The following is a 19691-nucleotide window of genomic DNA, read 5'->3' as shown; positions in this document are numbered from 1 at the left end:
GGAGCAAGTTGGCCGGTCAACGCGCATCCGTGGTCATGAGCCTGGTGCATTCAGCACGCCTGCACGGCCATGATCCTCATGCCTACCTGCGCGATGTTCTCGAGCGCTTGCCCACGCATCTGAACAGCCGCATCGACGAGTTGCTTCCCCAACAACTGGCAGCGTAAGCCTCCAGAAACTTGAGGCTTGTAGCGAGCGGGTCGGCGTTTCCGATGGCAGGCGTTCGCCGCGGCATCCAAGCCACTATTCCATCGTCGTCTCCAGAACTTCGCAGGTTCTGCGCAAACCGTCCTGACTCTCCATTTGCGTGGCCAGTTGCTCACAAGTGAGCCGTATCGAGGCGTCGCCCGACAGCGCCTGTAGCGACTTGTCCAGCCGCGAGCCACGGTACGCTCTTGGCAGCAACTCCTTTGCCGCACCCAGGCGGCATGCCCGGCTGGAGTTATCGAACTGGTCATAGGCCATTGGCCGGATGAGTTGCGGGATTCCAGCTCGGAGTGCCTGGCTAAGAGTTCCTATGCCCCCATGGTGAACCACGACCGCGGAGCGCGAGAACAGTTGGCTGAACGGGGCATACGCGACATGGATGACGCCCTGCGGCAGAACTGCGGGGAGCTGACTGCGCTGGCCTGCCACCAGAATGCCTCGCATGTTGAGGCGCTGACACGCCAACGTTGACTCCGCGTAGAAACTTTCGGAGGTGGTATTGGCCGTTCCGGCAGTGAACACGACCGGCGCTGGGCCGGAGGACAGAAATGCCTGCACTTCGGGCGACAGCACTTCTTCCTGATGGCCGTCGTACATCGGGAATCCTGTAAGTTTCAAGTGGACTGGCCAGTCAGGTTGACGTGGCGCCAGCCAGTCCGGAAAGAGGCCCACAGTCACGGTTGCCTGGTGAATCCACTCGTGCAGAACGCGTCGAACAGGCGGCAGACCAAGATCTGCCCGGATTTGATTGAGCGGCGCGCCGAATGCCGGGTCCAGAAAGCGGCGGTCCATAAGCGCCCACGTTGCATGCTTGATGGCGCGCGGCCAACGTTCGAAGTGCCCGAGAGGCGACATGCGAGGTGCCAGGTAGTCGGAGCGAAACATCGACGGTGCCAGGTGCACTGCTGCAAAGGGCAGTCGCTCGACTTCGGCCAACAGACGCGGCGCGAAGGCCAGTGATGAACCCACAAGCAACGTCTTCTCCGGCAACACGTCGCGAGCCATTGCTTGGTAGGCGGACATGACGGTCGTCATGACGCCTTGCGCGACCATGCCCAAGCCCGACTTGGTCTGGGTGGCGCGTTTGTCGGCCAATGCGTCGCGGGCCAACTGTGCATCGCTCGTCTCGACAAAGGTAAGACCAGCTTTGTCAATCAGCGTGCCGAACATGCCGTTTCCATAGAGCCGAACTTCATGACCGCGGTCACGCAAGGCACAGCCGAGGCCGATGAAGGGCAGCACATCGCCGTGACTACCGACGGCAGAAATGAGAACGCGCATGGCAAAATCCCTCAATGTGTACGTGTGTTAACTTTGGATAATATAAACGATGTCGACCTCCTATACGCCGAACTCGCGCGAGACCTACCATCACGGAGACCTTCGCACCGCGTTGCTGGATGTGGCCGATCGTCTGTTGGACGAAGGCGGGCCCGAGGCCGTCAGCTTGCGCGAAGCTGCTCGGCGCGCGGGCGTTTCTGCCACCGCCGCCTATAGGCACTTTGCCGACAAGGAGTCGATGCAAGCAGCCTTGGCCGTACGTGGATTCGACGCATTTGCAGCCGCTTTGGCCGAGGCGGCATCGAACAATTCAGAGGAGCCTCTGACTGCCATGGGCCAAGCCTACGTGCGCTTTGCGGTGGCGCGTCCAGGCCGCTTTCGATTGATGTTCGGCACCTCCGTCGCGGAGCGCGAGCGCCATCCTGAATTGCTGGCCGCCGTCGAGCGCGCATCGGTGGGCTTCCGCAGTGCAGTGACCTCTCCCGCATCGTCCGACAACAGGCTGGCGATGCTTCGCGCCTGGTCCATGATTCATGGACTGGCGCAGTTGATCATTGACGGGCTGCTGCCTGGCTACGACCCGGAATTCCTGGCGCGAGCGGTGACGACAGAGAAGTAGTGGACGAGAGCGACCATGGAAGGCCCCGCACAACTTTCACTTCTGGTCGTGGAAGTCTGGCCTTCATGCCCGAGACCCACTTTGTCAAGACGCAATGGCTAGCCGTACGGCTCTGGAGCCGAAGCTTGAAGCCCGAGATTGCCGCCTCAGGCTTTTTGCGTTTCTGGGCAGGATCAGGGGGTGGTTGAACTTGGGCTGCTTCCGAGGTCTCCTTTCTTCGACGAACGGATGGGGAACTCGGCGGCCGCGAAGTGCACCTGGGCGATCCACCCGGCGACCTCTTGGGTAAGCGCGAAGTAGCCGCGGCGCTTCGGCAACGTGAACGGGGCACTTCGATCGTGCCGCGCCGGCGTGCCTGGCGCAGTAACGCCGTGCTCACGTGGCCGTGCGCGAGCGTCGTGCCGGTGAGCATCGGGCCAGCAGAGCTGGCCGCACTCTGTCTATCTCGTCTCCGCCCGAGTTGCCACAAGCGAGGCGATTCGTGTCCACGTCTTCCCGCCATCGGTACTGGATTCACTCTCCCAACCAAAGCCGTTGTGCGTGATATTGCTGAATCGGATTCTCGTTCTGATGCTTCTGCCTGACCGTGAACGCTATCCCAGTTAGACGGCTCTGACCTAGAAGACGTCGCCGCGCCCATCGAGGAAAGGCTTGTCGAGCTTGCCGCAGCGCCAGGCTGGGTCACATCAAGGCCGACCGTCGTAAATCAGAAGACGGAAGTGTCCGCCAGTCACCCTGATGACTTGCCCGACTGGGACCTTGGCATCAACTTGGCACTACCAGACTCAGGCAACGAGCCTGAAGGATGGTTCGGAGACGTTGAGCGCGTCGCCGGGTGCTTGGCGAAGCTGCACTCGACATTCGCCCGCGAGTTCGTCATCGGCATTGCCGACAACGTGACGGGTGTCACCGAGGACCTCTTCTTCGTCGAGTCCGATGCGCCGGACCTTGGCAGGCTGCGGAGCGCCATCGGTGTTCGCGGCGGCTAGTATCAGCGCCTTCCGGCCATCACCGGTCGGTCGCTGCGTCGGGCACACTCGGCGAAAAGCAGCCCTTCAACTATCGACTCAGCCACATCAAATGCTCGAACTGAATCCTTCGGAATACCATCGTGTCGCTTCCTTTTTCGATAGTCTTCCGTACGGTCTTAGCGTTCCCAACTCGGTCATTGCAGGCATCGGGCATGGCAGGGCGTTTGCGAACGACCTAGCAAGGCCAACCGCGGCCCTCGTCTACAACAACGGCGCATGTACGGTCGCCGGTATCGTTGACGACTTCGTTTTTGCCAAGCAGGTGTGCCAGTGGCTACTCGAATACCACGGCTCGGACTATTTCATCTTGTATGCATTTCCCGAGGCGTGGGAGCCCGTGTTGGAGGGCTTTCTCGGGAGCGCCACGAAAAGGCGGCGGCGTTTCGACTTCGACTTCAACCGTGCAAAGTTCATCCAACATGGTGGCCGTGTGGAAGGTGTTCCGACGGGGTATGAAATTCGTCGGATTGATGAGCCGTTGATGCAGCAGATACGAGACGTGGCGAATCCATACAGCCGCAGCTATTGGAAGTCGGCTGCGGCATTTGCACAGCACGGCATCGGCTTTTGCGCTCTGCACAACGATGCCATCGTCGGCATGTGCTACACGGCGTTCGCTTGGCAAGGTCATCATGACATTGACATCCTGACCGTTGAGGGGCACCAACGCAGAGGGCTTGGTACGTTGATGGCGCGTGCGTTCATCGAGGACTGCCTGCAGCATGGCCTTGACCCAAATTGGGATTGCTGGACCGACAACCAGCCTTCCGTGGCCTTGGCCGAGAAACTAGGCTTTGAACCGCGAGTCGAGGTTCAGACCTTCCACGGTGTGCGGCCCTGAGGGCATGTGATAGCAACTACCGCTCTCGGAAAGGTCGAACGGCAGGTCAGGCCCTAACCTGCCGCTGGATATTGCCGAAAGCGGTCGTTGCATCGCTTTCAGGTCACCAAATCAAGGCACCGAAGATCGTCCACCGCGTCCTGAATGCGGGTGAGCTGCGGCCACCATACATACGCGGACATCTTCCTTACAAATCGCGCGATGGGCGTGCGCATATGCAAGAGGACCGCGAGCCGATAGTCTTCTTGAAGCGTCTCGCGCGAATAGCCTGTAACCCCCGAAGCAGAGAGTGCCGTGTGATAGCGATCCAGCAGCGGCATCTCGAAGCGTTGGCGTACTCCACGGTCCCACTGCACTGCCATCATGTATGCAAGGTCCCAGGCACCGACGCCGAGATGCCACCCGTCCCAGTCGAGAAGCTTCGGCTCGTCATTTATGCCCTCGCGCGGCAACATCCAGTTCCAGACGTGGGCATCCCCATGAATGAGCGTCCTCCCCCGGAGCCGCTCGGCCTGCTCAATGAGCGCAGGAAAGCCGAGTCGGAATCGCGCATAGGCATTTCGTGTGCGGTCGTCTACCGCGTCACCAGCTTGAGCGAACAGCTGATCGCATCCGGCCTCAAGCCAATCTGACGATCGAAGCCGCGCCCACATCGTCGGGCCCATGTCGTGCCAGCCATCCTTATTCCATCCGGCGGCATGAAACCGTGCCAATGCTTCCACGATCTGAACGTTTCGCGCGAAGCTCGGCGGCAACGGGGCATCGCTGGGGCGCTCGTGCGAGGCAGACAGGTCCTCCATCAGCAGCCATGTTCGCCCCGTCGATTCGTCAATTCCACCGCCGTAGAAATCGGGCACGACGGGGCAGTTCAAGCGCTTCGCCACGTTCTCGTAGAACGGCAGTTCCGGCTGACCAAATCCGGCATGAGACACCTTCAGCACAGCGCGAGTCGGTGCGTCATTCCGGCCGGTCCACGTCAGCGTCACCCCAGCCAAGTCAGAGAGGTAGCCAGGAGCATCGACATCTCTTGGTTCTGCCGATAGCAGCAGGGCACCGTCCAGCTGAACGTGCCGTGCAATCTGTTGCATCAGGTCTGTCGGGGCGAGCAAACGCTCCAAAATCAAACTGTCCAATGTGATTCCTTGAAAAGCCATGAGCGGCTGCTTCTGGCCGATTGTGTTGAAAAACTCGCCTCGAATCTTGCTTGCATTAGCGATCGCGCAGGATTCGCGTAAGCGACTGGTCGTCCCATCTTGACGCGCGGCGCAGCAACCGGGCCAAGCGCTAGGAGCTGACTCCCTTGCAACGGCTGGCCGTTTTTAGCTGAGACCAAGCGGAGTCAGGGCAAGTGGTCTTCCGACATATCCGGCAGTGTGGTGCTATGGTGCTATTCCACGCCCGACCGAGCCGCGCTGCAAAAGGATGCGCGCCAACCTCTCAACGTGATGAAGCCATGGACGAGACAATGCCAACGGATCAAGAGTTCCACGATGGGTGGAGTTTCCTGTATTTCATTTCTCGAGACGCCGAGGATGGCATGTTCGTCGGCATTGCAGAGATCCAAAAGCAGGGCAAGTTGCATTGCAAATTGGTCTCCGTCCGCCGAGAAACCACCAACCAATTTGCCATCGACCATTTGCGGGAGCAGTGTCGAGCGTGGACGGCCGATTGGGCGGCTCGTGCTCACAGAGGCGACACGGACACTATCCCGCGGGAATAGTCGCGGTGGCCAATCGGGCCGCGTCGGCTTGGCACGGTGCGGTTATCGCGCTCGAGCTTTCCACTGCTTCTGCCCTACCTCTCACAATCGGTCGAGTGCTGCCATGCCGTCGTCGGTGATGCGGGCCACGATGGGGCCGTTGCTTGCCGTTCGCGCAGAGCGACGGCGTGAATGCCGATGCATCGCGATAGCCAGATCGCTGAACTTCTGCCACATCACTGGCGGCCTGCGGCGATAGCGCGCTGCTTCACTTCATTCGCCAACGGCGATCTGCGCTGCGCGTCCAGCCCTTGTGTGGGGTAGCGCACAGAGCGTGAGACCAGGAAGTGCCACCATCGCCGCATGGCAAAGATTCCCGCTACGACGAGCAAGCCGATTCAGCAGTGTCCGCGCCGAAGTAGAACTGAGCCACCGGGGATGCGGACAAAAACTTGGACTACCAGGAGGTAGTTCATGTATTCATACGAAGACAGAATTCGAGCGGTCGAGCTGTACATCAAGTTCGGCAAACGCATCAGGGGTAAGCAGTCAATAAATCACGCCCTTGCGCGTGGTGTTGGACCCGACGTGTGCGGACGGTCTACGCTACGCCGAGTTCGATGTTCCAGGCAGCAACGCCTCGTAGTCGTCGACGGTCTGCGCCAGAGGCAGCTTCTTGAAGAGCGCGGCGAGATAGCGATAGGGCTCAATGCTGTTGGCCTTGGCTGTCTCAATCAGCGAATAAAGGTTTGCGCTTGCGTTGGCGCCGCCGACGGTGTCGGCGAACAACCACGACCGTCTTCCGACGACGAAGGGTCTGATCGCGTTTTCCACCGGGTTGGAGTCTAGCGGCCATGTGCCGTTGTGCAGGAAGCGCAAGAACTTGGGCCACTGCCCGTGCAGGTACCGTCAGGGGTTGTAAGCCCTAAGCAGATTTTTTTCCGCGGCTCTATCGCCGCTGGCCGCCGAAGGCCTCGCGCAGCTGGCCCGCTCGCTTCGCCTCGTCGGTATGAAGGTAGGTCGAGGTGGGTGGATTTTGCAAAATTGAAGGGGCATTCGTCGAAGTGTTCGCCGCTCGGCAGAGGTGCGGCGGAAATTTTGGGTAATTTGGGCATTGATCCATGATGGTCGGACCTTTCAGCGGGGCGGGACCACCGTGTTCCGTCAGCTCTCGTCAGCTCTCGTCAGCTCTCGTCAGGCCCGCAGTGTTCCCGCCCCGTTCCGGGGGCGTTCGATGGCCCGTTGCGCCGAGGATGAGGCGCCGTGCCCATGATCTGCCGGACGCCAGAAGCAGTCAGCGGCTGCAACAGCTGGGCCAGGAAACCGGGCGCGACATGGCCGTCGATGCCAATGTCCGCCGGTGGCCGCCGCGGAGGATGGAAGTAGGTACCGAACAGCAGGTCCCATAGCACGAGGTTCTCGCCGTAGTTGCGGTTTCCTTCCTCGAGTACCTTCGAGTGGTGCCAGCGGTGGAGGGCGGGCGTGCTGAAGATTCGGTCGAGCCAGCCAGTGTGCAGTTCGATGTTGCAGTGGGTCAGCAGTCCGGTGATGGCGGTGACCGCGCCGACCCAGGCGAACACTGCAAGCGGCGCACCGAGCAGGTACAGCGGGATCTGTCCGAGCGCGGCCTTGAAGGCGCTGTCGATCAGGTGAAAGCGCCCGGTGTTCACCACCCAGAGCCGCTGCACGCTGTGATGCAGCGCATGGAAGCGCCATAGCGGCGGCCACTCGTGGGCCGAACGGTGCGCGAAGTACAGGCCCAGTTCGGCGACCACGAGCGCCAGCACCACCTGTGCCAGCAGCGGCCAGTGCGCGGGCCAGAGGTCGAACATTGCGGGGGCAGACGGCCGGACGATCGTCGCCACGGCCATGGGCGCGCTCGCTGCCGCTGCCGCGGCGAGCTGTGCGCCGCCCTTGGTGAGCAGGGTGTGGGCCAAATTGCAGGGGGTCTCCCCGTCGTCGACGAGCCAGCGTAGCTCGTGCGGCATCCAGCGTTCCAGCACCGCGATCACCAACGCCACCGACAGGTAGACTAGGTTGAACCACGACAACGGCGCGTGGCTGGCGAAGGCCAGCCCGGCGCCGAACAGACCCAGCCCGTAGAGAGTGGGCCACAGCAGCCATGGCAGCGCGGCGCGCACCCGCCGCTGGATGTCGCCAGCCGGTGTGTTCATGCGGGTGCTCAGCGAAGGGACAAGGAGGGAAGGCGATCCGCCGGAACCGGCGGCAAATGCATGCGGAACTGCGTGCCGCCGCCGTTGGGCGCGTCGTGCACCGAGATATCGCCTTGGTGCATCTGCACGATCTCCTGTACCAGACTCAGCCCGAGCCCGGCACCGGGTCCAGTGGCGTGCACGCGATAGAAGGGTTTGAAAACCTGCGCGCGCAAGGCCGAGGGAATACCCGGTCCGTCGTCGATCACATCGATGTTGCCGGCGGCATTGACCCGCACCACCACGCTGCCTTGGCCGCCGGCATGATCGATCGCGTTCTGCACGAGGTTGGTCAGCGCGCGCGCCAGCGCATCGCGATCGCCTTCCGCTTCGACGCCTTCGGTCGCAGGCTCGAACGAGATCTCGTAACCGGCGGCCAGCGCTAGCGGAGCCATCTCGGCGACCACGTCGCGCGCCAGCTCCAGCAGATCGACGCGCTGGAGCCGGCTGCCACTGCCCTTCATCCGCTGCAGGTCCAGCAGTTGTCCCGCCAGCACCGACAGCCGCGCGGCATCGGACAGCAGCCGCACCTTGTCGGGACTGTCGGGCAGGTTCTCGAGCCGGGTGTTGAGGATCGCGAGTGGCGTGCGCAGTTCGTGCGCGGCATCGGCCAGGAAGCGCTCGTGGCGCGCATAGCCGTCGTCGAGGCGCTGTAGCGCGTCGTTGAAGGCGCCCACCAGCGTCGCCACCTCGTTAGGGACATCGGTCAAAGGCAGCCGAACGCCGCGCTGGTCGATGTCGATCTGGCCGGCGCGCGCCGCGGCCGCGTTCAGTCCGGCCAGGGTCCGCTTCACCACGAAGTGCGTGGCCAGCAGCGTGGCCGTGATGGTGATGGCCATGATCGGCAGCACCAGTTGGGCCAGGAGCAGCAACAGCGCTAGGCCCAGGTTGCGCCAGGTGACGGGGCTGTCGGGTCCGGTGAGTATCTGCACGTCGCCCGCGGCAGAGTCCACCCAGCGCATGCGCGCGGCCTGCCGTGGCGGATCGCCGATATTCCAGCCCAGCCGTGCCTGGCGCACCGCGTCTAGTGTGTCGCCGATGCGTGCGAACTCGGACGGTATCCGGCCTTCCACCACTTGGCCGCCCTGGTGGTCGCGGATGGAGAACCAGAGATGTGGCACGGTCTCGCGCAGCGTAACCAGGCGTTGGGTCGACCGCACGATGAGCTTGCCGGTCGCATCGTGCGCCACCGCCTCCTGCAGGATCTCGACGGTGTTTTCTGGCGAGCTGAAGTCGATCAGGTAACCCGATGCGGCCAGCGTGCCGATGACCAGCAATTGGATCGCAACTTGCAACAGCACCAGCTGGCGGATCAGCCGGCGCTTGAGCGAAGGCGATGCCGGGGTCATGGCAAGGGCCGCAGCAGGTAGCCGACGCCGCGGATGCTGCAGATCTCGACGCCCGCACCGAGCTCCGCGAGCTTCTTGCGCAGGCGTGAGAGATGGGTGTCGAGGGCGTTGGACTGGATCTCGGTGTCCAGCCCGAAGACGGCATGCTCGAGCGCGCCGCGCAGCACGGTGCGGCCGGCGCGCCGGACCAGCGTCTCAAGCGCCAGCAGTTCGCGGCGCGGCAGGTCGAGCCGGTGGTTCGCGACGCTGGCCTCGCAGTGCGTGAAGTCGAACGCGAGGTCTCGGATGCGCGAGATGTCGGGCTGTGCCGTAGCGGGCCTGCGCAGCAGCGCGCGCAGCCGTGCCAGCAGCTCCTCGACCGCGAAGGGCTTGCCGAGGTAGTCGTCGGCGCCCGCGTCGAGCCCTGCCACGCGGTCGTCGAGGGCATCGCGCGCCGTGAGCATGAGCACCGGCACGTGCTGTCCGGCGCGGCGCAGGTCCGACAACAGCGAAAGGCCGTCGCCATCGGGCAGCCGGCGATCGAGCACCAGCGCGTCGTAGGACGTGGCGCGGACATGGCGCGCGCCATCGGCCAGCGTGCAGGCATGGTCGATCAGGATGCCGCGCTTGTGCAGCGCCGTGCGAAGCACCGACACCATTTCGGGCTCGTCTTCCACCAGCAGGATACGCACCGTGAGATTCCTTCCACAAGCCAACCGCCGGACCGGCGGCGTGCAGGACTTTAGGCAGGGCGCATTGCGACAGCATTGCGCGCGGGTCGCCGCCCCGACGTCATGTTCACTCCATGTGGCTGGACAAGGATCGGCCGCATGTCCGTCCTTCGAGCGGACGTTCTGGAGCACTCGCATGCGCATCTTCCAAACCACGTTCATTGTCGAGGTGATCATCCTGGCGGCGGCGGTCCTTCTGGCATCGACGGCGGCCGCCGAGGTGCGGTTGGGCTTCGAGGCGCCGCCACCGGCCTACGACCCCTGCAGGGATGGTCGCTACAGCTACGGCCGGGCGATGAGCTGCGATGAACTGCTGCAGCAACTGGACCATGCGGAGGGGGCGCGGCGCCTACGCTTTCGCGACGCGGATCGCCGGATCGACGATCCGTGTCGCGACGGGCGCTACAGCACCGGGCGGGCCATGACTTGCGGGGAGTTGCACGAGCGACTGGGCCACCGCGAGCGACGGCGGTACGCTCCTTAGTGTTACTGTGCCAGAAGAGAGTCTTACGCTTACCCTTCCGCAGCAGGGGCACTGTTCAAGACGAACGATCAACTGGTAGCTTACCCCTCATCCGTCGAGATCGAGCCCTCGCAGGATGGCGTCCAGATCGATGGCTTGAGCGCCTTCGCGGAAGGCGTAGCGTCCGTTCAGATGCACGTGCCGCTAGGCCACCGGCGACGTTGTCGTGATGAGTGCCAGCGCCGTCTCGTTCCCGCTGGCCTGGTACCTGCTCAGTAGGCGCGACAGGATCGCGGAGTTGTAGTACACGATCGCGTTGGCGATCAGCCTGGCGCATTGGTTGCTGATCTCGATGTCGAGGTCGGTACGCCCGGTGAGTTCTTTCTTGCCGCCGACCTGTGCGATGGCCGAACGCAGCTGATGGTAGGACTCCAGGCGGTTCTGCGAGCGGTGGACATGGCGTTGCAGTTGCGGGTCGCGCAGATAGCGCAGGGTGTAGATGCTGCGGATGAGCTTGTCGTACTCGAAGATCGCCTGGCGCGTCGGGTCCGCGTCGTAGGTGCACAGCTTGCGCACGAGCGTGCCCTGGGTCATTTCCTTCAGGCTGCGCGGCCGCCCCTGCTCCGCCGCATCGGCATGCGCGATGTCCTTGCCGAGCAGCTCGACCTTGCCCGCGGTCGGCGCATCGAGCCCGCCCATCAGGTGCAGCAGCGTGCTCTTGCCCGAGCCCGAGGCGCCGACGATCGCCAGCGTTTCGCCGGCGTGCACGTCCAGGTCCACGCTGTGCAGCACCGTGAGGTCGATGCGTCCTTCGTGGAATCGCTTGGTGAGGCTTCACTCATAGCGCAGCGCCTCCGCGGGGTTGACGCGACTGGCGCGCCAGCTCGGGTACAGCGTTGCAAGGAAAGCCAGGACGAGGGAGATGATCGCGATGGGCATGATGTCGCTCTGCTGCGGGTCGCTCGGCATCTTGCTGATCAGGTAGATGTCCTTGGGCAAAAAGCTCGCGTGAAAGAGCTGTTCGAGGAAGGGCACGATCACGTCGATGTTGTAGGCAATGCCCAGGCCCAGCAGCAGGCCGGCCACGGTGCCGATCACGCCCACCATCGCGCCCTGCACCACGAAGATGCCCATGATGCTGCGCGGTGAGCTGCCCAGCGTGCGCAGGATGGCGATGTCGGCGCGCTTGTCGGTCACCGTCATCACGAGCGTGGAAACCAGGTTGAACGCCGCCACCGCCACGATCAGCGTGAGGATGATGAACATCATGCGTTTCTCGACCTGCACGGCCGCGAACCAGGTCTTGTTCTGGCGCGTCCAGTCGCGGATCAAAAATTCACCCGGCAGGCTCACGGCCAGCTGGTCGGCCACGTCGCGGGCTTCGTTCAGGTCCTTGAGCTTCAGGCGGATGCCGGTCGGGCCTTCGAGGCGGAACACCTTGGCCGCATCCTGCTCGTGCACCATCGCCAACGCCGAGTCGTACTCGTAGTGGCCCGAATCGAAGGTGCCCACCACGGTGAACTGCTTCAGGCGCGGCACCACGCCAGCCGGCGTGACCTGGCCGCCCGGCGCCACCAGCGTGACCTTGTCTCCCGGCTGCACGAACATCGAGCGCGCGAGCTCGATGCCCAGCACGATGCCGAATTCGCCCGGCACCAGCTTGTCGAAGGTGCCCTTGCTCGCGATGCCGCCGGTGTCGGTGACCTCGGGCTCGAACTTGGGATCGATGCCGCGGATGATCGCGCCCTTCATGTCCTCGCCGCGCGCAATCAGCGCCTGCGTGTTGATGAAGGGGGCCGCGCCGATGACCTCTGGGTTCTTGCGCGCGGCGGCCATGATCTCGTCGAGGCTCTGCAGCGCCTGGCCGTCGCGCGAGAAGATCTCGATGTGCGACACCACGCCGAGCATGCGGTCGCGCACCTCTTTCTGGAAGCCGTTCATCACACTGAGCACAATGATCAGCGCCGCCACGCCCAGCGCGATGCCAAGCATCGAGACACCGGAGATGAAGGAGATGAAGCCGTTGCGCCGCGTCGCCCGGCCTGCGCGCGTGTAGCGCCAGCCGAGCTGCAGTTCATAAGGGAGTCGCATAGGGGCGGGATTGGAGGTCCTTTTGCTCTTCGTGCGTTTTAGGACGTGAGCCCCCCCAGCATTCATGCGGGTTTCCAGAGCAGACCCTCTTGCAACCCGCATGAATGCTTGACTTTCTGAAACCCTTTGCATCGCGTTTTATCTCCAGTTCGTTCCCAAGGAGAAACATTGCAAGATCAACCTCGATTTGCCCTGGTGCGCGCAGCAAACAAAGGGATCCCAGCATGAGCGCCGGATGCCTTGCAGATCCACCGGCGGTCCTTTACCCGAAAAAATGGCTCAGTTTCCGGACGGTGTCAACAGATGACATTTACATCGGCGGCGCCGAGACCTCTTGACTCCGATGGTCCTGCTAGAGGATTCACTCCAATCAACACGTTGCTGCCAAATCCTTCCAAATTGCTGCCCGTTGTGGCGGTTCGATTTTCAACGCAAACCTTCAGCAGCGAAATCAAGCTGAGCAGCGAAGTGACTTTGATCTAAAAGATTAACCGCAATTACTTCCGAGACTGCGCAAACAACCAATCTCGCCACCAATATCCTGGATAGATTTCACCAGGCAATTGATGCTCCAAACCTTTGTACTCCCTGAATTGGATATTTTTCCACCTATGCGTAGAACTTCATTGAAAAACCTGCGATTGGAGGCTATCGAGTTTTCATTGTCCGCGCTTCCGTGAATCACCAGTGTAGGAGTATTTTTAAAGACGGGGGCAAACGAATCTGCTGGTGCGACTCCAGAAATTGGCATCACTGCCGCAAATAGGTTTGATCGGAGAGTCGGTGAAAGCCATGCCGCCGAGCCGCCCATTGAAAATCCAATGGCGTAGATTCTAGATTTGTCAACGGCATGATGTGCAGCGAAGTCTTCCACCAGTTCAAGAGCAGCAATTAAAGCCGAGCTTGGCTCTGCATGTTGCTCTGGCGACGGCGGCCCATAATTGGCACTTCTAATTGGAAATTGGGGAATTAAAATGTAAGTTTGATAACGTTCGCGCACATCTGACACCGCCCATGTTTTGGCGAGCCGATCGAGTTGCGTCACATTGTTTGTACCAACACCACCAGAACCATGTAGTTGCAGCACAAGCGGGTAGGACTCTCCTTGGACTCTATGCGACGGGGGCAAGAACCTGTATCGCAGTATTGTTCCGTCAGAAGACCGAAACTCGGCCGCGTCAAATTCTGACGGTTCGATTGAGATAAAAGCATTTTTGGAAATGGACGTAGAATTTTCGATGACGTTGTATTTTTGAGTTCTATATGCGCAACTACTTGCGACAATGCACGACATCAAAATAAGGCCGGACAGCCAAATATTTTTCATTAACAACCTTTATTTTTGATGCGCCACCCGATTTGGATTAGATCGAAAATTGGTAAAAATTAATTTTTCAATTAAACTGCGATTTTGTACGGGCACAACTAAAATCACAAAAACAAGGCTCCCAATTAGAAATTTGGGCTTGCAATGAAATAGAGTCATGCAGGTTTATATCGAGTGTGAGAGTGGCAGGATTATTTGGTTTACTCCGCAGGCGATTCAGTCTGCTTGGACTCGCCCGATAAATAACGGTGTCGGCCTTGGTGACGTGAGTGCGCGACATCGTGAACTGCCGTCGGTCGTTGCGCTGCGTACGGCCTTCAGGACAAGCATATTCATTGCACTCGGGCTGCCACTGGAACTCGCGAATCGACAGACGTCCATCGTTGTGGACCGTCTTGTCCACGCACACGGGCGTGGCGCTCGATCTGCTTCTCTTCGACTGTCCAGCCGAGCAGCGGGGCTATGCCGTACGCGGTGTCGCCCACGAGCCGTCGCGACCTGATGTCGAAGCGCTGCACTACACGAGCAATCATCGTGCGAGTGGAGTCAACCTCCGGCGTGCGGTGCGCCGTTGCCTCCACGTCCATGATGATTCCGCCGACTGATCGATCATGTCGTTGGTCGAGTAAGCGTAGAACGCCGGACCACCAAGTGCTGCGCTCTGCTGCGTAGCGAAGTCAGTCGAGCAGACGTTCTGTGATGCAGCCGCCACGTTGTGCGTCTCATCAAGTACATCCTCACGTGTCAACGACGATCTGGTAGAGCTGATGCCGTTCTTCGAACAGTTCGAGCAAGAGCTGTCTTGCGCGGTTTTTTCACGCGATGAGGCCAACAGCGCGTCAGCCATCTCGATCAATGCGGCATCGGCGCGAAGGTGCGACACGAGTTCAACCCCTACGCCCGAACGCTCGGTTCAATGGTTCGGAAAAAAATTGCGCCACGGCTTGCCCTAGCAGGCCCGAAGCTGCGACCGTTGCCATGAACCACAGCGGAATCCACGCAGCCGGCACGCCGGCCTGCTGGTAAAGCCAGGCACCGGGAATCACGACGAACATGTGGGTCAAATAGATCTCGTAGCTGTTGCGCCCGAACCATCGCAGCGGCGCGGTGGCCGCAATGCCGCACCACCTCCACGGCCGCCAGTGGCTCGTCACCAACAGCAGCGCGATGCCCAGTTCCAGCAGCGTCACCTGCAGGCTGAAGCGCGTCAGGCCGAGCTGGAACACCTCCTTGCGAAAACAGAAAACTGTCACACTCAAAACTATGCCCGAGAGCAGCATCAGTCGCTGCACCGCAGCCGACGGCACCTTCGGCACGCGGTGTGCGAGCAGCGCTGCGAGGCAACCGAAGGCGATGCCGTCCATGCCCGACAGGTACGAATGGTCCTGCCACAGTTCGTTGTCGCTGAATACGCTGCGCGCGAGCGGGCCGAGCATGATCGGCACGAGCAACATCAGGCGCAGCCGGCGCTCGCTGCCGCTCAGCACGCAAAGCAAGGGAAATATCAGATAGAAGGCCTCTTCCACCGACAGTGACCACAGTACGCCCCACGGCCCCGGCAGGTAGCCGACCTGCGCTTCCAGCCAGTTGAGGTGCAGTCCGAGCGCTGCCAGAAGCGCACGCCACAGTGGCACCTTATCCGCGTCCAGCGCGAACCACGTGCTACCTGCCAGATGCAGCCCGCTCAGTACCGCCAGCAGCAACAACAAAGTCGGCAGGATGCGCGCGGCGCGCATGCGGTAGAAGGCCTCCAGCCGAACCTGCGACAGATCGCCCCAACGCCGAATCGATGCGCTCGTGATCAGGTAGCCCGAGAGGACAAAGAACACGATCACCGCGTAGTAGCCGCTGCGAAAAAGAATGCCCGTGAGCCGCAACCCGAGGACCTGTGCCAGCTCCGGTGGCCCGAATGGAATGCGCAGATTCGCATGCAGCAGGATGACGAACACCACCAGCAGCCCGCGTAGCGTGTCGATATGCGCCAAGCGCGGTAGCATCGTTGCGCGAGGAGTCGAGGATGATGAAAGGGCAACGGAAAGAGCCATCGCCAAGCATTCTGTGCGAGCCTGAGGCTTCGTCCCTGAAGGGCTGCTGAAGCGTCGGCAACGATGCGCTTGCCCGGCCGATGTGGCGCGGCTGAGAAGGCGATTCGAGCACGGGCGTAGTCACATTCGATCGACTGCCTCTAGCATCGATTTCAAAAAACGATGCGGCGTCATACCTGTTGGCGGATGATTTCGAGTTCTACCTTCCAGGCCATCCATAGCTTCCTTGGGAATGCCGGCCTGTCCTTTCTTTGCGATCGCTTTCACCAGGTTGCGTATGCAGCGGGCTTCTCCCGGAAGGGCAGTATTTTCCATGTTCCAGAAGAAAAGGATGCTCGTTTGCCGGAAGGTTCCACCAGTTGCTCTTGGCTCAAAGTCCAGCAGGTAACGCGTAATCGAGCGGCCAGATCGTTCCCGTGTGAAGGTGACGCGAATGCACAGGGCCCGCTTACGGAACAATTTTTCCTCATCGCGATAGAGCCAAGCCAAGGCCATGCCATCGACCAGGGCGGGAACCGGAAAATAGTAGCCTTGTTGCCGCGGCATGACAACTAGTGAGGGCTCTGCTGTCCATTTGGCTTCTCCATCCAGGACCTCAAAATGCTCGCCGGAAAGCAGTGCATGAGCAAGCTCGCTGATATCGCCGCGAACAGGTGTGATGTCGTCGCTATCGAAGGCGTCTGTGTGATTCTCTCCCCGGATCAATCCTTCTGGTGCCAGATCTCCCGACGACAGAGCATCTGTCAAGGTTGAGATCTCTTCGGCCCACTGCTGTAGCCGGATCACGGCCTCTTGTTGATTGACGTACTGTGTATCCGTTTGCGGGAGCTTTTCCACGCTGATGAAGCTCAATCCTGGGAGTGAGTCCGAAAGATGCGCCATGCTGATTTCAATGGAGCCTTTCTGACTGGCATGTGGGTCGCTCGTCATCGTGGCTGATTGATCGAGCAACGTCACAGGCGGCCCGCCGAACTGGGGCCGGTTTATGGGTAGCTTGTCGCCTTGGTCGCCGTGCGCGACCTCGTCAATGGTTCGTCCATCGTTGTCTCTATCGAACTTCAATTCCTTGATCGAGGGGGTATAGCCGCAGTTCGAGATGCATTGAATCAGCATGGCTGGACCATGCCTGGTCGTGATCGGCTGCTGCAACACGCGTAGTGGGATATGGCCTTGGTAGGGCGGCAGCGCGCGAATGCATCGGCGATCCGTTTCGCGAGGCGCTTGAGCAAGATACCTGTAAATGTCAGCGCCGGCGCCGAGCGCATATTCGTCGAACGCCAGCGTTGCAATGAACGCAGCATCGTCGTCTAGCATCCACTGTCTGAGCCAGAGTCGGGCCTCGCGGCCATCACTGCTCAAGTACGATTTTCTTGCGTCGAATATGTAGCGGTTGTAGTCGACAAAGCGCCCATCGACCATGAGTTGGGCCCACTTACTGGAACGCGCCCAGAAGAATTGGAAGATGGTTGTGCAGGGGAAGACAAAGGCGTGGGGGTTGGCGTTGTCTCCGGCCGTCAGCAGGAGGCCCTCGTATTCCTGATCCCCTACAGGGGTGCGTCGCCCGCGAGGCAAGAATCGTCTGCCGTCTGGCTCAAGTGCGACTCGCTCAACGAGACGAAGATTTTGGCGCGTAAGGTCGACTGTGATGTCCTCCCACGTCGCAGTGGGGTGCAACGGCATTGCTGGGATGATGAGTCGATCGGCGAAGACGGTGCCGAGTGGCAATGCCGGGAGATCTGAGACCGGAAGGTCGACATGCACCACATCCGGTAGTCGGTCAACGATTTGGCCTTCCAACAACTCGACGCGGGCCAGATATGCCCGGATAAAGGGCGTTTGCTTAGCATTCGGGCTGTCGGTGAGACGGCCGAACCAGAAGAGTTGCCAGGCACCTGCAGGAATATTCAGTGCCTTTAGCAGGTGGATTGGCTTCCGCTTCTGCTGGGCGTTCACTCCGAATGCTCTTACCACGCGTCCTCCTCGGCCTGAATCGGCGTCGACGATGGAGGGCTATGGTATTCGCAGAAATCGCTTTCTTTTCTCGAACATCGCTTTCTATTCCTGAATAGCGTTTTCGGTGATACCTTGGGCAAGTCGGCCGGCGCAAGGCTGACCACGATCTTTTTATTGTTTGGAAACTCCAGCCCCGCGTTCTGGATGGCCGAGCGCACGCGGTCGCGCGATTCCTTCACCTCGGTCTCCGCCAGCCCGACGAGCGTGAAACTGGGCAAACCGTTCGCCAGATGCACCTCGACCGTGACATCGGCCGCTTCCAGCCCTAGCAAAGCACGGCTTTGCACCAAAGACAGACTCATTCTTCCCTCTCTCCCCAAGATGGTGCATCCATCTTTTGTTGACCCACGGCCGCGCGGCACGCTGGTGCCTGCAACCGATCGAAACATTCCTTGTAACGAATTGGCGCTCATCGGCGGCCGCTCGTTCCCTCTGGTACGGGCCGTATTCGTGCACTTTGGCACGCTCCCTGCTTTGAGCGTGTCAGGTCCCACAACACTTACTTACTTGCGAGGAGTTTCCCGATGACGCACCGTTCCGCCGCTCAGGCGCTGATCGTTCTGGCCACTGCATTGACCACGTCGGGCGCCGCCCTGGCGCAGACAGCTCCGGCGGATCCGGCGCCCGCCCCGGCCCCCTCGCTGACCGGCAACATCTCACTGACCAGCAACTACAAGTTCCGTGGCCAGGACCAGGACATGATCGGCCGCAACGACTACGCCAAGACCAAGGGCTTCAAGCCCGCCATCCAGGGCGGTTTCGACTACGCCTTCGGCGACAGCGGCTTCTACGTGGGCAACTGGAACTCGAGCGTCAACTGGCTCAAGGGCAACAGCATCGAGACCGACCTGTACGGTGGCTACAAGTTCAAGGCCGGTCCGGTCGATCTGGACGTCGGTGCGCTCACCTACATCTACCCGGGCAACTCCGTGGGCAACACCACCGAGCTCTACATCGGCGCCACCTTCGCCACCGAAACCATCGGTTCGTTCACCGCCAAGTACTCGCACACCGTCTCCAAGGACTACTTCGGCTACGCCGGCAACAAGCTCGGCTCGGGCCTGAAGGGCCAGAACACCGGCTACCTGAACCTCGCGTACAGCAAGGAAATCGTGCCCAAGGTCACGCTGAAGGCGGCCGTCGGCTTCACGAACATGTCCAGCGACATCCGCAGCCTCGGCTACAAGAGCTACGTCGACTACAACGTCGGCGCCTCGTACGACTTCGGCAACGGCCTGTCGCTCACCGGCTCGGTGCAGGGCGCCAACAAGAAGACGAACTACCAGGTCGTGGCGAACCCGGGCCTCGAGATCCCCGACTTCGGCACCTTCAGCCCCACCTACTACTCGCCGAACAAGGCGCGCTTCATCCTCACGCTGACGAAGACGCTCTAAATAAAACAACGAGGTGCGGCCCAAGCTGCCGCACCATCCCATTTCCATCCAAAGGAGAAGTTCACATGAAGCTGGTCACAGCCATCATCAAACCGTTCAAGCTCGACGAAGTGCGTGAAGCACTCTCGGCGATCGGCGTGCAGGGGATCACCGTCACCGAAGTGAAGGGCTTCGGCCGCCAGAAGGGCCACACCGAGCTCTACCGCGGCGCGGAGTACGTGGTCGACTTCCTGCCCAAGGTCAAGATCGAAGCGGCCGTCTCCGACGACCTGGTCGATCGCGTGATCGAAGCCGTCGAAGGTGCCGCGCGCACCGGCAAGATCGGCGACGGAAAGATCTTTGTCTACAACCTCGAGCAGGTCGTACGCATCCGCACCGGCGAAACGGGCCGCGAAGCCCTCTGATCGT

17 protein-coding genes and 3 pseudogenes are annotated in these 19691 nt (G+C 61.0%); 8 read left to right on the top strand and 12 right to left on the bottom strand.

The features are described from left to right. The first annotated feature begins 35 nt into the window (after positions 1 to 35). Positions 36 to 167, top strand: coding sequence for a transposase domain-containing protein (locus tag NU688_RS29970; protein WP_374684709.1), 132 nt, complete (start codon positions 36 to 38; stop codon positions 165 to 167). 76 nt (positions 168 to 243) lie between these two features. Here NU688_RS29970 and NU688_RS29965 read toward each other — a convergent pair whose 3' ends face one another. After that, on the bottom strand, positions 244 to 1488 hold the full coding sequence (locus NU688_RS29965; RefSeq protein WP_257864478.1) for a glycosyltransferase: 1245 nt from the start codon (positions 1486 to 1488) through the stop codon (positions 244 to 246). A 49-nt stretch (positions 1489 to 1537) separates the two neighbouring features. On the opposite strand from NU688_RS29965, the gene NU688_RS29960 reads away from it, so the two are divergent. The 3 genes from NU688_RS29960 to NU688_RS29950 all read left to right on the top strand — a co-directional run bounded on the left by NU688_RS29960 (position 1538) and on the right by NU688_RS29950 (position 3979). Continuing rightward, positions 1538 to 2107: a TetR/AcrR family transcriptional regulator gene (locus NU688_RS29960; RefSeq protein ID WP_257864477.1), complete on the top strand. Its 570-nt coding sequence runs from the start codon at positions 1538 to 1540 to the stop codon at positions 2105 to 2107. 743 nt (positions 2108 to 2850) lie between these two features. Then, positions 2851 to 3096: a hypothetical protein gene (locus NU688_RS29955; RefSeq protein WP_257864476.1), complete on the top strand. Its 246-nt coding sequence runs from the start codon at positions 2851 to 2853 to the stop codon at positions 3094 to 3096. Between the two features lie 91 nt (positions 3097 to 3187). Beyond that, positions 3188 to 3979 (top strand): GNAT family N-acetyltransferase, encoded by a 792-nt coding sequence (locus tag NU688_RS29950; protein ID WP_257864475.1) that lies wholly within the window; start codon positions 3188 to 3190, stop codon positions 3977 to 3979. 98 nt (positions 3980 to 4077) lie between these two features. Here NU688_RS29950 and NU688_RS29945 read toward each other — a convergent pair whose 3' ends face one another. Further along, positions 4078 to 5133 carry a phosphotransferase family protein gene (locus tag NU688_RS29945; RefSeq protein ID WP_257864474.1) on the bottom strand — a complete coding sequence of 352 codons (1056 nt, stop codon included), beginning with the start codon at positions 5131 to 5133 and terminating at the stop codon, positions 4078 to 4080. A 299-nt stretch (positions 5134 to 5432) separates the two neighbouring features. Here NU688_RS29945 and NU688_RS29940 point away from each other — a divergent pair, with 299 nt between their 5' ends. Continuing rightward, the gene (locus NU688_RS29940) at positions 5433 to 5699 is read left to right on the top strand and encodes a hypothetical protein (RefSeq protein ID WP_257864473.1); all 267 of its coding nucleotides are present in this window, start codon (positions 5433 to 5435) and stop codon (positions 5697 to 5699) included. Positions 5700 to 6284: 585 nt separating this feature from the next. Here the strand turns inward: NU688_RS29940 and NU688_RS29935 are convergent. From NU688_RS29935 to NU688_RS29920, 4 genes and pseudogenes are all read right to left on the bottom strand, one after another. Continuing rightward, positions 6285 to 6587 (bottom strand): annotated as a pseudogene (locus tag NU688_RS29935) (transposase); the annotation flags it as partial. Positions 6588 to 6862: 275 nt separating this feature from the next. Further along, positions 6863 to 7852: a sterol desaturase family protein gene (locus NU688_RS29930; protein ID WP_257864472.1), complete on the bottom strand. Its 990-nt coding sequence runs from the start codon at positions 7850 to 7852 to the stop codon at positions 6863 to 6865. Positions 7853 to 7860: 8 nt separating this feature from the next. Continuing rightward, positions 7861 to 9240: a HAMP domain-containing sensor histidine kinase gene (locus NU688_RS29925; protein ID WP_257864470.1), complete on the bottom strand. Its 1380-nt coding sequence runs from the start codon at positions 9238 to 9240 to the stop codon at positions 7861 to 7863. After that, the gene (locus tag NU688_RS29920; protein WP_257864469.1) at positions 9237 to 9911 is read right to left on the bottom strand and encodes a response regulator transcription factor; all 675 of its coding nucleotides are present in this window, start codon (positions 9909 to 9911) and stop codon (positions 9237 to 9239) included. The genes NU688_RS29925 and NU688_RS29920 overlap by 4 nt, the downstream gene beginning before the upstream one ends. A gap of 175 nt (positions 9912 to 10086) precedes the next feature. Here NU688_RS29920 and NU688_RS29915 point away from each other — a divergent pair, with 175 nt between their 5' ends. Continuing rightward, positions 10087 to 10434, top strand: coding sequence for a hypothetical protein (locus NU688_RS29915; protein WP_257864468.1), 348 nt, complete (start codon positions 10087 to 10089; stop codon positions 10432 to 10434). 87 nt (positions 10435 to 10521) lie between these two features. On the opposite strand, the pseudogene NU688_RS29910 reads toward NU688_RS29915, so the two are convergent. The 6 genes and pseudogenes from NU688_RS29910 to NU688_RS29885 form a co-directional block, all read right to left on the bottom strand. Beyond that, positions 10522 to 11193 (bottom strand): annotated as a pseudogene (locus NU688_RS29910) (Tn3 family transposase). 54 nt (positions 11194 to 11247) lie between these two features. After that, positions 11248 to 12504 carry a lipoprotein-releasing ABC transporter permease subunit gene (locus tag NU688_RS29905; RefSeq protein WP_257864467.1) on the bottom strand — a complete coding sequence of 419 codons (1257 nt, stop codon included), beginning with the start codon at positions 12502 to 12504 and terminating at the stop codon, positions 11248 to 11250. A gap of 487 nt (positions 12505 to 12991) precedes the next feature. Beyond that, on the bottom strand, positions 12992 to 13591 hold the full coding sequence (locus tag NU688_RS29900) for a hypothetical protein (RefSeq protein ID WP_374684708.1): 600 nt from the start codon (positions 13589 to 13591) through the stop codon (positions 12992 to 12994). 1127 nt (positions 13592 to 14718) lie between these two features. Then, complete coding sequence (locus NU688_RS29895; RefSeq protein ID WP_257864466.1) at positions 14719 to 15816, bottom strand: acyltransferase; 1098 nt, start codon at positions 15814 to 15816, stop codon at positions 14719 to 14721. Positions 15817 to 15996: 180 nt separating this feature from the next. Beyond that, positions 15997 to 17829 carry a hypothetical protein gene (locus NU688_RS29890; RefSeq protein ID WP_257864465.1) on the bottom strand — a complete coding sequence of 611 codons (1833 nt, stop codon included), beginning with the start codon at positions 17827 to 17829 and terminating at the stop codon, positions 15997 to 15999. A gap of 125 nt (positions 17830 to 17954) precedes the next feature. Next, positions 17955 to 18191, bottom strand: a pseudogene (locus NU688_RS29885) (magnesium chelatase domain-containing protein); the annotation flags it as partial. A 222-nt stretch (positions 18192 to 18413) separates the two neighbouring features. On the opposite strand from NU688_RS29885, the gene NU688_RS29880 reads away from it, so the two are divergent. Both NU688_RS29880 and glnK read left to right on the top strand, forming a co-directional pair. Continuing rightward, positions 18414 to 19283, top strand: a complete 870-nt coding sequence (locus NU688_RS29880; protein ID WP_257864464.1) for a TorF family putative porin — start codon at positions 18414 to 18416, stop codon at positions 19281 to 19283. 65 nt (positions 19284 to 19348) lie between these two features. Further along, on the top strand, positions 19349 to 19687 hold the full coding sequence (gene glnK / locus NU688_RS29875; RefSeq protein ID WP_007833403.1) for a P-II family nitrogen regulator: 339 nt from the start codon (positions 19349 to 19351) through the stop codon (positions 19685 to 19687). The last annotated feature ends 4 nt before the right edge of the window (positions 19688 to 19691 follow it).

Source organism: Variovorax sp. ZS18.2.2 (assembly GCF_024701975.1).
Classification (GTDB): Bacteria; Pseudomonadota; Gammaproteobacteria; order Burkholderiales; family Burkholderiaceae_C; genus Variovorax.
This window is presented reverse-complemented; position numbering and strand designations above follow the sequence as displayed.

Bases quoted from the DNA above. Each gene is read 5' to 3' on its own strand.
- NU688_RS29960 (WP_257864477.1), top strand. From the start codon at position 1,538: ATGTCGACCTCCTATACGCCGAACTCGCGCGAGACCTACCATCACGGA.
- NU688_RS29930 (WP_257864472.1), bottom strand. From the start codon at position 7,852: ATGAACACACCGGCTGGCGACATCCAGCGGCGGGTGCGCGCCGCGCTG.
- NU688_RS29940 (WP_257864473.1), top strand. From the start codon at position 5,433: ATGGACGAGACAATGCCAACGGATCAAGAGTTCCACGATGGGTGGAGT.
- NU688_RS29945 (WP_257864474.1), bottom strand. From the start codon at position 5,133: ATGGCTTTTCAAGGAATCACATTGGACAGTTTGATTTTGGAGCGTTTG.
- NU688_RS29905 (WP_257864467.1), bottom strand. From the start codon at position 12,504: ATGCGACTCCCTTATGAACTGCAGCTCGGCTGGCGCTACACGCGCGCA.
- NU688_RS29925 (WP_257864470.1), bottom strand. From the start codon at position 9,240: ATGACCCCGGCATCGCCTTCGCTCAAGCGCCGGCTGATCCGCCAGCTG.
- NU688_RS29880 (WP_257864464.1), top strand. From the start codon at position 18,414: ATGACGCACCGTTCCGCCGCTCAGGCGCTGATCGTTCTGGCCACTGCA.
- glnK (WP_007833403.1), top strand. From the start codon at position 19,349: ATGAAGCTGGTCACAGCCATCATCAAACCGTTCAAGCTCGACGAAGTG.
- NU688_RS29915 (WP_257864468.1), top strand. From the start codon at position 10,087: ATGCGCATCTTCCAAACCACGTTCATTGTCGAGGTGATCATCCTGGCG.
- NU688_RS29950 (WP_257864475.1), top strand. From the start codon at position 3,188: ATGCTCGAACTGAATCCTTCGGAATACCATCGTGTCGCTTCCTTTTTC.
- NU688_RS29965 (WP_257864478.1), bottom strand. From the start codon at position 1,488: ATGCGCGTTCTCATTTCTGCCGTCGGTAGTCACGGCGATGTGCTGCCC.
- NU688_RS29970 (WP_374684709.1), top strand. From the start codon at position 36: ATGAGCCTGGTGCATTCAGCACGCCTGCACGGCCATGATCCTCATGCC.